The organism is Sphaerimonospora thailandensis (assembly GCF_016863115.1).
GTDB lineage: Bacteria > Actinomycetota > Actinomycetes > Streptosporangiales > Streptosporangiaceae > Sphaerimonospora > Sphaerimonospora cavernae.
Genome location: NZ_BOOG01000092.1, coordinates 1 through 9,907, shown reverse-complemented (window position 1 = coordinate 9,907; position 9,907 = coordinate 1). Strand labels below are relative to the sequence as shown.

At 67.7% G+C, this 9,907-nt stretch carries 12 protein-coding genes and 2 pseudogenes; 5 read left to right on the top strand and 9 right to left on the bottom strand.

The features are described 5' to 3' along the window. The 5 genes from Mth01_RS28605 to Mth01_RS28585 form a co-directional block, all read right to left on the bottom strand. The coding region (locus Mth01_RS28605; RefSeq protein ID WP_204019077.1) for a hypothetical protein at positions 1-221 on the bottom strand (221 nt) is incomplete at its 3' end. A 356-nt stretch (positions 222-577) separates the two neighbouring features. Then, a complete protein-coding gene (locus Mth01_RS28600) occupies positions 578-1,414 on the bottom strand; it encodes an ATP-binding protein (protein ID WP_204019076.1) in 837 nt (278 codons plus the stop codon). 420 nt (positions 1,415-1,834) lie between these two features. After that, a complete protein-coding gene (locus Mth01_RS28595) occupies positions 1,835-2,035 on the bottom strand; it encodes a DUF397 domain-containing protein (protein WP_204019075.1) in 201 nt (66 codons plus the stop codon). A 2-nt stretch (positions 2,036-2,037) separates the two neighbouring features. Further along, positions 2,038-2,889, bottom strand: a complete 852-nt coding sequence (locus Mth01_RS28590) for a helix-turn-helix domain-containing protein (protein ID WP_204019074.1) — start codon at positions 2,887-2,889, stop codon at positions 2,038-2,040. Between the two features lie 229 nt (positions 2,890-3,118). After that, positions 3,119-3,361, bottom strand: coding sequence for a DUF397 domain-containing protein (locus Mth01_RS28585; RefSeq protein WP_204019073.1), 243 nt, complete (start codon positions 3,359-3,361; stop codon positions 3,119-3,121). A gap of 177 nt (positions 3,362-3,538) precedes the next feature. Here Mth01_RS28585 and Mth01_RS28580 point away from each other — a divergent pair, with 177 nt between their 5' ends. From Mth01_RS28580 to Mth01_RS28560, 5 genes and pseudogenes are all read left to right on the top strand, one after another. Next, positions 3,539-3,877: an ArsR/SmtB family transcription factor gene (locus Mth01_RS28580; RefSeq protein ID WP_204019072.1), complete on the top strand. Its 339-nt coding sequence runs from the start codon at positions 3,539-3,541 to the stop codon at positions 3,875-3,877. A gap of 12 nt (positions 3,878-3,889) precedes the next feature. Next, positions 3,890-5,119: a GNAT family N-acetyltransferase gene (locus tag Mth01_RS28575; protein ID WP_204019071.1), complete on the top strand. Its 1,230-nt coding sequence runs from the start codon at positions 3,890-3,892 to the stop codon at positions 5,117-5,119. Between the two features lie 337 nt (positions 5,120-5,456). Next, positions 5,457-5,798: an ArsR/SmtB family transcription factor gene (locus Mth01_RS28570; RefSeq protein ID WP_204019070.1), complete on the top strand. Its 342-nt coding sequence runs from the start codon at positions 5,457-5,459 to the stop codon at positions 5,796-5,798. 11 nt (positions 5,799-5,809) lie between these two features. Beyond that, a complete protein-coding gene (gene arsB, locus Mth01_RS28565; protein WP_275409057.1) occupies positions 5,810-6,913 on the top strand; it encodes an ACR3 family arsenite efflux transporter in 1,104 nt (367 codons plus the stop codon). Beyond that, a pseudogene (locus Mth01_RS28560) lies at positions 6,906-7,001 on the top strand (heat-shock protein HtpX); the annotation flags it as partial. The gene arsB and the pseudogene Mth01_RS28560, both read left to right, overlap by 8 nt. A 156-nt stretch (positions 7,002-7,157) precedes the next feature. Here Mth01_RS28560 and Mth01_RS28555 read toward each other — a convergent pair. The 4 genes and pseudogenes from Mth01_RS28555 to Mth01_RS28540 all read right to left on the bottom strand — a co-directional run. Continuing rightward, on the bottom strand, positions 7,158-8,423 hold the full coding sequence (locus Mth01_RS28555) for a M28 family metallopeptidase (RefSeq protein ID WP_239090078.1): 1,266 nt from the start codon (positions 8,421-8,423) through the stop codon (positions 7,158-7,160). Beyond that, complete coding sequence (locus tag Mth01_RS28550) at positions 8,420-8,662, bottom strand: hypothetical protein (protein ID WP_204019068.1); 243 nt, start codon at positions 8,660-8,662, stop codon at positions 8,420-8,422. Before Mth01_RS28550 ends, Mth01_RS28555 begins: the two co-directional genes overlap by 4 nt. A 272-nt stretch (positions 8,663-8,934) precedes the next feature. Continuing rightward, entirely contained in the window at positions 8,935-9,327 is a 393-nt protein-coding gene (locus Mth01_RS28545) for an ArsR/SmtB family transcription factor (RefSeq protein WP_204019067.1), read from the bottom strand. A 32-nt stretch (positions 9,328-9,359) separates the two neighbouring features. Further along, positions 9,360-9,907: pseudogene (locus tag Mth01_RS28540) on the bottom strand (MFS transporter); the annotation flags it as partial.

Genomic DNA, 9,907 nt, shown 5'->3' with positions numbered 1-9,907 from the left:
TTTTCACTGATCTCTCTCTTCCTGGTGATGGCCCGCAGCTGACCCTCTGCCTTCAGCCGCTCGGCCCGGGTCTCGGCCATCCACTTGCCGATCTCCTGGGGGTCTCCGCCCGCGTCCAGCGTCGTTCGGTAGCGGGCCATCCAGCGGTCGCAGTCGTCGATGGTCCGCTTGGCCGCTTCGATGGCGACGCGGTCGGCCTCGCTGCCTCGGGTGAAATTCAATATTCTGGAGTCATAGAACATCGCGGGCACGCCTCTCTCGCAGCCCTTCGATCAGGGAGGTTCCATATAGAGTCGGGCCAGCGAGAGGCCACAGCGCAAGCCGCTGACCAGCGACTATACTGCTACGATCATGACCAGTCATAAGTGGCGAACCACTGGCCGAGCATTGGCCATGCGACTGGCCACTCTCTGGGCACGCCATCACCGCGGCGTGATCGCGACTACCTTGGGCGGACGAACCGGGGAGTTGACGTCCGCCCTCTGATCTCCAAGGCTTACGACCTTGCTCTGACGTCCGCAGCCCGATTTCAGAAATGCGAAACCGGGCTGACTGACCACATTCGCAGGCTCTTCAATCACGGTCGCCTTCGGGCAGCGCCTATGGCGTTCCCGAGAGCCAGTTCCTCATGTGCTCGAACGACCTGTTCGACCGTGTCGCAAAGGTCTGCGAACGATTTACGGGTGACCGCGCAGTCGGTGTACCAGGAGAAGGTGTCGTTTCTGCACCATACGGTCAGATCCTGCCGTACGGAAAGCACCGATTCGCTGTGACCGTCGCATCGGGTCACCCGGGTGATGCCGCGCCGTACCAGCTGGTCGCCCAGCGCGAAGGCGGCCTGCGCCGCCGTCGGGCGCGGGCGGGGCTGCCGGGCGATCGCGGACGTCGCGGGCAGGTTCAGGGCGAACCAGACGGCCTTGCCTTCGACCGGAGGTCCGATGTGGGACCTGGTCACATGACACCCCCATTCGGCGGAGACGGCCTGCACGATCTCCAGGCCGCGGCCGTGCTCGTCGAGGTCGTCCCTGGGGGCGTGCGTCTCGGCCGTACAGTCGGCTTTCCATTCCCGCGTCCCGTCGAAGATCATGCATACGATCTGGCTGGAGACCTCCCATCCTCGCCGGTACAGCCACAGCTCCGGCCCGCCGATCGCCGGCTGCCGCAGCTGGGGAGTGGGTAGGTCGTCGAGCACCTTGAGCACGTGGGTGACCACGTTGGCCGCCAGTTCGCTGACGGCCAGGGCCGCGTCATCGATCAGCTCGCGGGGCAGTCCCAGGGAAGCCAGGGTCTGTCGGATCAGGCGCCGTGCTTCGGCCGGGCAGGTGGTGTCCGGCGGTAGCGGCCATGTCAAGCAGGGGCTGGCGCAGATGCTCTGCGAGTTCATCGGCGCCGCCTCCGCCAGGTTGGTTGTCATCACACCGTCCGTGGATCGTGATGTTGCCTGCAGGGCTCACCAGGCGGTCTCCCACTCCGTGAGGGCGGAGCAGAGGTCACCCGGCGTTTCCGTACCTGGGTGAAAGCCGTGCGCCACGCAGGTCACAGCGCTGATCTGCTTCTCGTCTTCCCTCCGCTTGCGCCATTAGGGCAAGCAAGGACACAAGGAGCGAACCACTCTCTGACTCTCGACTTTCGATTCTTAATCTGTGAAACACAGATTAAAGAGTTCATGGCAGTCCTGACAACCACTTCGACAGAAGACGGTGACGGTCAGCGATGACCGCAGGGCCACTGGATGCGGCTGACGGTGCCGACGGCGTCCCACGGGAGGATGGCCGCTAACAAGAAAGCTCCTCCGGGAGGATGCCCGGAGGAGCTTTAAACGTGTAATTTAACCCTAAAGGTCGTATTTGCCCGTTCTAACCATCTTCAACAGGTCCTGGAACGCGGCGAGACTGACGATCTGAGCGCCCGCCTCCGGGCGCTTGGTGTCTCGGATGGCCGCCATACCGGGGAGGTTCACCGCGACCTCCACGCAGCTCGCATTGGCTCCGTTGCTGTAGGTGGCCTTGCGCCACACGGCATGGGACAGATCCATGTCTACTCCAAGGTGTCCGCTAGGTGCTTGAGATGACCGGTGGTGGCGGGGGCGTCCAGGGCGGCGTTGCGAATCTGTTCAAAGATCGCGGCATAAGCGGCCACTTTGTCGGGTTCGTTGACTTCCTGAAGCTCTGCGTCGTTCTCCAGATAGGCCAGCGGGGGCTCGTCACCCGGGAAATCGAAGATGGTGAACAGCGACGACATGCCGTGGTGCAGGCCGTCCACGAAGCGCACCAAGCGCAGCTGGATGTTGGGCCGGCGGCTCATCTCCACCAGATGCTCGACCTGGGCGCGGCGCTCGGCCTGGCTGCCCCAGTGGTACAGCAGCGAAGCCTCAGTAATCACAGCGACCAGCTCGGGGACCGTTCCGTCTTGACGCTCGAACAACTCCTGCCGCCGAAGGCGGGCTGCCACTGCCCTCTCCCGCCAGGAGGGCGGCTGCGTTCCGACGCTCATCTGCGCCCGCATATAGGACGGCGTCTGGAGAAGTCCCGGGAGGATCAACGGCATGAACAGGCAGATCCGGACCGCGTCGGCTTCATAGCCTGGGTACTCGGAGTCGCCGAACACATCGCCGTACTCACGCCACCACTGCCGGCCCCGGGCCACCAGCGCCAGGTTCTCAAGCTCCTGGTACTCATCGTCTGGCACCTGATAGGCGCGCAGCAGATCGCGGATGTCGCTGAGCTCCGGCCGCTTCCAGCTGTTGTTCTCGAACCGGCCGACCTTCCCTCTGCCCCAGCTCAGCTTGTCGCAGACCTGGTTGGCGGTGAGCCCGGTTCGAGTGCGCAGCGCAGTGAGCCGGCGGGCCAGCCGACGCTTGGCGATCGTAGGCCCATAGATATCGCTCACTGGCTCTCCCCGAACAAGGGCGTTGCCGTCAACATACCAGCCCGCCAACTTGCGAATCACAAATTAACTCACGGCTCTGACGTCCATCAGGAGGCGAGGAGCGTGGGCACGGAGACTACTCCTCCCACGGCTTCCCTCGCCGGAAGGAGCACTCATCCCGGCGAGATCCTCGGAGAGAACGATCGCTTCCCGCCATCTCTCACTGGTCAGCCGGGCATGCTTGCCCAGGTCAGCCTGCCGGAGGAAAGCTACCCACGTCGTCAAACTCGCCAGCCTTCACACCCTGAATGAAGGCCGACCACTCACCGTGGTCGAAGACGTGGATCGGGCCTGAGGAGGGACCGGTCTCGCGCACCAGCACCCACTCGGGCAGGATCGCCACCTCAAGCGCGTCCGCCTGGTCCCCGGCGCGTACCCAGCCCACCTCGTCCAGGTCGATGCCGAGTTCTTCGACTGTCGGCTTACCGCTCACGATCGCTGCTCCCTAGCTCAGGTGTTTCGTCGTGTACGGAGAACTCTCCGCTGTTGCGACGGCGGTCAAGACAAGCTCACCATGGCCGTCCCTTCTCATATTGAGGTTGAAGCCGTTCCATCAGGACGGCGGTTGGGGGTTCCCTTCTCCAGCTTTATCGATTATCGTCGATTTTCGATGAATATCGATGAGAAGGGCCCGCTGCGCCGGGCCGAGGCCGAGGAGTACGCGAGCTGGTTCAAGGCGCTGGCGGACGCCACGCGGATCCAGCTCGTGTCGCTGCTGGCTCGGCGGCGCGAGCCGATGAGTGTGGGCGAGATCGTGGCTGCTTCAGGGGTGGGCCAGTCGACCGTGTCCCATCACCTGAAGATCCTGGCCGAGGTGGGTTTCGTCCTGGTGGAGCGGCAGGGGACGTCCGCCTTCTACCGGATCAACGAGGCCTGCGTGAGCTGCTTCCCCACCGCCGCCGATGTGGTGATGGGCAACCCGGTCCCGGCCATCCCCACCTGCGAGTGAAGGAGAACCGCGATGGCACATGACGAGATCGTCGAACGCTATTCAGGGCTGGCCCGCGCCGCCCTCACCGGAAAGATCATCCTGGACTGCAGTGCGGAGGAGTTCGAACAGGGCTGCTTCGGCGCCGCGGGCTACGACGACACCGCCGGCCTGCCCGACGGTGCGGTACGTGCCAGCCTGGGGTGCGGCAACCCGGTGGCCGTCGCCGAGCTGCGCACCGGTGAAACCGTGCTCGACCTCGGCTCGGGCGGCGGCATCGACGTGCTGCTGTCGGCCCGCCGGGTCGGTCCGTACGGCAAGGCCTACGGGCTGGACGCCAGCCCCGACATGCTCCGGCTCGCCCGCGCCAACGCCGAGCAGGCCGGGGTGACCAATGTGGAGTTCCTGCACGGCGCCATCGAGTCCGTCCCGCTGCCCGATCACGCGGTCGACGCCGTCATCTCCAACTGTGTGATCAACCTGTCCGATGACAAGGCCGCCGTCCTGGCCGAGGCGTTCCGCGTCCTGCGCCCCGGCGGCCGGTTCGGCGTGAGCGATGTGGTCACCGACGGCCCGATCGATCCGGTACGGCGCGAGGCCGCCGAGCAGCGAGTGGGCTGCGTGGCCGGGTCGTTGACCGTCGAGGAGTACAGCGACCTGCTGCACCATGCCGGGTTCGTCGGCATCGTGATCCGCCTGACGGCCGATCACGGCGACGGCGTCCACTCGGCCATCGTCCAGGCCACCAAGCCCGCCATCGGCCCCGGCCTGGAGATCCGGCCGATGCGTGACGGCGACGCGGCCCAGGTACTGGCCGTCTATCAGGCGGGCCTGGACACCGGCGACGCGAGCTTCGAGACCACCGCGCCGAGCTGGGAGGGCTTCACCGCCGGCAGGCTGCCGCACCCGCGCTATGTGGCCGTCGACACCGAGACCGGCGACGTGGTCGGCTGGATCGCCGCCTCCGCCGTGTCGTACCGCCCGGTGTATTCCGGCGTCGTCGAGCACAGCGTCTACGTCCATCCCGGCTGCCAGGCGCACGGCATCGGCCGCGCGCTGCTGTCCGCGTTCATCGCCGCGAGCGAGGACGCCGGGATCTGGACCATCCAGACCGGCGTCTTCCCCGAAAACGCCGCCAGCCTGTCCCTGCACCAGGCCCTCGGCTTCCGCGTCGTCGGCACCCGCGAACGCATCGGCCGCCATCGCGGCACTTGGCGCGACGTACTGCTCCTGGAGCGCCGCAGCGCCACGACCGGGCGCTGAGCGCCCCTGACTCGGCCGCGCGGGAACAATCGGTGACGGGTTGTGGTTAGACTCCTCGCGGCCGGTGTGCCCAGTGTCCCCGGGCCTCAACTTCCGCCTTCGCGGACTACCGTTCGGCTGGAGCCGCGTTGAGCTTTTCGCCGAGAGGCGACACGCACACCGGTACGCACACGTCGAGCCGAAGGCCCCGCCGTCACCAGACGGCGGGGCCCTCGCCGTACTCGGCCCTTCTGGTACCCGCGTGCGCGGGCCTCTGACTGACCCCGATCCCGAGCTTAGATGCCTTTCGATATAAACTTTCGTCGATTTCAACGGGCATCTATACGGGGAGGTTGAGGTGGAACTCCTGCAGATCCTGGAGTGCAGTCCACCGCTGGTACGTCAGCCGTTGGACGCCGCCCAGGCCGCCGGTGTCGCCACAGTGTTCAAGGCGCTCGGCGATCCGGTACGGCTGCGCATCCTGTCAATCGTGGCCAGCCGCGCCGGCGGCGAGGTGTGCGTATGCGACATCACCGACGCATTCGAAGTGTCCCAGCCGACCATCAGCCACCACCTGAAGGTGCTCAAAGACGTTGGACTGCTGGTCTCTGAGCGGCGCGCCTCCTGGGTGTACTACCGGCTCGTCCCCGAAACCCTCGGCGAGTTGTCGGCCCTGCTCAACGTGCCCGTCACGGCCTGAAGAGAGTAGCCATGTCCTCCTCCCCGCCGCGCACCGCACAGGTCGCCGCCTCGCATGCCCCGAGTGTGATCGGCGCTTTGTCGGTCCTGGACCGTTTCCTGCCGGTATGGATGGGTGCCGCGATGGCAGCCGGGCTGCTGCTGGGCCGGCTCGTGCCCGGCCTGAACACCGCGCTCGAAGCAGTCAAAATCGGCGAGATCTCGCTGCCGATCGCGCTCGGCCTGCTGCTGATGATGTACCCGGTGCTGGCCAAGGTCCGCTACAACCGCCTCGACACCGTCACGCACGACCGGCGCATGCTCCTCTCCTCACTGGTGCTCAACTGGCTGGTCGGCCCCGCACTGATGTTCGCCCTGGCGTGGATCTTCCTGCCGGCCCTGCCCGAGTACCGCACCGGGCTGATCATCGTCGGGCTGGCCCGGTGTATCGCCATGGTGCTCATCTGGAACGACCTGGCCTGCGGCGACCGCGAGGCCGCCGCCGTCCTGGTCGCGCTCAACTCGATCTTCCAGGTGGTCGTCTTCGGCGCGCTGGGCTGGTTCTATCTGGAGGTCCTGCCCGGCTGGCTGGGACTGTCGCAGACCACGCTGAAGGTCTCAGCCTGGGACATCGCCCAGTACGTGCTCATCTTCCTCGGCATCCCCCTGCTGGCCGGGTATCTCTCGCGCAGGCTGGGAGAGCGCGCTCGCGGCCGGGAGTGGTACGAGCAGCGCTTCCTGCCCCGTGTCGGCCCACTGGCCCTGTACGGACTGCTGTTCACCATCGTGATCCTGTTCGCCCTGCAGGGCCACACGATCACCTCCCAGCCCGGCGACGTGGCCCGCATCGCGCTGCCGTTGCTGGCCTACTTCGCGTTGATGTGGGGGGGCGGCTTCCTACTCGGCAAGGTGATCGGCCTGGCCTACGAGCGCGCCACCACATTGGCCTTCACCGCCGCCGGCAACAACTTCGAACTGGCCATCGCCGTGGCGGTCGGCGTCTTCGGTGTCACCTCCGGCCAGGCCCTGGCCGGGGTGGTCGGCCCGCTCATCGAAGTCCCCGTCCTGGTCGCCCTGGTCTACGTCAGCCTGGCCGGCCGCGGCCTGTTCCAACCTCAGGAGAACTCCCGTGTCTGAACGGCTCAGCGTTCTGTTCGTGTGCGTGCACAACGCCGGGCGCTCCCAGATGGCCGCCGACTGGCTCACCCACCTGGCCGGTGACCGCGCCGCTCAACCCCCTGCCTCCGGCACCTACATCAGTCCGTGAGTACGACGGCATACGGCGAAGCAAACGACGTCAGGTGGTAACCCCGTCCGGCCGACGGGATGAGGTGCACCGGGTCACGCTCACGCGCGGACACGCGGTGCTCGGCGCCGCTGATCAGGCCGTGGGCTGGCGAGAGATCAGCCAGACGGTGGCGACCACCAGGCGGGCCGCGGCCATCAGGGTGTCCGCCTCGACGCGCTCGGGGGTCTCGGCCGGGGTCTGGTAGCCCGGCATGCCCATGCCGATGCCGATCGCGGCCAGCCCGGCCGCGGCATAGCGGCGGTTGTCGGAGGCCATCGCGCCGGCCCGCAAGGGCACGCCGCTCAGCCGTGCGGCTTGGTCCAGGGTGGCCAGGAGTACGTGGGAGGGCCCGCCCGCCTCGACGGAGGCGGCCTGATGCAACTGCGCGGCCCCGTCGAGGTTGATCACCAGCGTGTCCGGCGGCACGCGGGGAGCGTGATGGGCCGATCCCCACGCGCCTGCCTCCTCCGCGTCCAGGAAGGCCACCGTCAGGTCCATCGGCGTGGTCACGGTCGTCGACAGGACGCGGGCGGCTTCCAGGACGGCGGCCACGCCCGAGGCGTTGTCGGCGGCGGCGGGCAACCGGCGGTCCGGGTCGTCACCCACGCCGTCGACGTGCGCAGTCAGCAGCACCCGAGGCGCGTGCTCTCCATCGCCGTGCGTGTGCTGGGCCGCGTTCGGCAGGCGGGCGTGGACGTTGAGGCCCTCGACGGCGACCTGCCGCAGCGGCATCGACCCCGTCACCTGGACCGGGGTGTGGGCCAGGCTGTCGGCCAGGTGCCGGTGCAGATCGGTACGCAGCCCGATCGCTGGCACCGTGCGGACTCCCGGTCCGGTGATCATCTTGGGCATCCAGCCTTCGGCGTCGGTGTCGCGTGCCGTGAGCACCCCGACAGCTCCCTGCGCTTCGGCCCTGGTGCAGGCTCGTGCCCAGTCTCCGGCCTCGGCCAGGACCCATCGGCCGCGTATGTCGGCACCGTCGGCGTCAGCGATCAGGGGTGCGGTGCGCGGCCGGGGCATCTCGGCTGAGGCCAGGTGCTCGACGAACTCGCGGCGGTGCTCCAGGCGCCGTTCCCGACCGGCGATGCTCCATTCCAGGGTCGGCGTGCCGTACAGCTCGCGCACGCTGGTGACGGGGAAGCGCACGAGGTCGACCTCGGCGCCAAGGTCACGCAGTCGTGCGGCGAGCCAGGTGGCGGCGGCCCGGCCACCGGGCGTCCCCACCCGGCGGCCGGTGTAGTCGTCACGGGCCAGCTCCCGCACGGTGGCCAGCATCCGCTTGGCGGAAAGCCGCCCCATGACGGCCGCGAGGTCCGGCTCGGGGAGAGCCCGCGCCTGGGCCGCCGGCGAGGAGGTCATCCGCAGCATCCGGCGGAGTTGCCACTGGAGGCCGGCGCGTCCGCGGGAGCCGGTGCCTGCCCGCAGCATCCGGCCTCGGCCGCCTCGCTCGCGGCGGCCGGGCTGCCGCAGCAGGCGATCGCCGCCGCTTCATCGGTCGTTCCCTCGGGTACGGGGCCTCCGCAGCAGCCTCCCGCCGCAGGCGGGCTGAACGCCTCGTCCAGGCTGCCGATGAATCCGCCGCTGACGTCGTCCGCCATCGCTGACCTTCTTTCGGCGTGGGGTGAGGCAGGGGCGCATCACCCACAAGAATTAGATAAACATCTAAGCAATGACATCATCGCACACTACTTAGAAGACTGTCAATTTAGATAGGAATCTAATCATGGACCTGGATGGATGGCCTCACGCCTTCTGGGTTCCACGGTGACTTCGGGTGGGAGACGCCAACTCTCCCGGCATTCCCACCCCCTCTGATGGCGCGGAGGTGGATCAGGTGATGATGGCGGACCGCCCGGGCTGGTGCGGGGGTTCAGGCCGTGACGAGCTCCATGTCGACCGGACCGCTGGATGCGTCGGCGGGGGCGGGCTCGGCCAGCGGGGTGAACAGGGAGCCCAGCTTGTTCACGGTCTCGGGGATGATCCAGTAGTAGACCCAGGTGCCGCGCCGCTCGCCGCCGATCAGGCCGGCGGTGCGCAGCACCTTGAGGTGGTGGGAGATCGTGGGGGCGGTGAGGTCGAAGGCGTCGGTCAGATCGCACACGCATGCCTCGCCACCTGCGTGCGAGCCGATCATCGACAGCAGGCGCAGCCGTACCGGGTCGGCGACCGCCTTGAGCAGCACGGCAAGTTCGGCCGCGTCGGTCTCCGATAACGGCTGGCGGACGATGGGGGCGCAGCACCGGCCGGTCGTGGTGGCGTCCATGACACGACTCCTTACTTCGACATCGATCTAAATCATAGTCGGTTGTAGGCGAACAGCGCGAACGCCGCGACAGCGCAGGCTGAAGCGACGGCGCCCATCACCGAGCTGTAGCCGACGACTTGGGCGAGGGCGACTGCTGCGACCGGCGCGGCGGCCTTGGCGGCCACCGAGAACATCGCGACCCGGCCGGACAGGCTCGCGTAGGCCGCGGTGCCGTATCGCTCGGCGAGCAAATACGGCAGGGTGATAGTGCCGACGCCAAAACCGAGCCCGAAGACCAACACACCGCCGATCGCCCCTGCCGCCGACCGCCCTGCGAGGGGCAGGGTCAGTGCGCCGAGTCCCTGCAGGGCGAACACCGCTGCCGCCACGGCGGCGGCCGACCAGCGGCGCCGCAGCCCGGTGGTGACCACGCGGCCGGTCACCGACAGCACGCCGAGCAGTCCGGCGATGCTCGCGGCGAACACCGGAGGGTGACCGAGATGGATCAGGTAGGTGACGAGCAGCACGCCGATGGTGGCCACCGCGCCGCCGTGTGCGGTGAACGCGGTCACCAGCAGCCAGAACGGCCGCGCCCGGA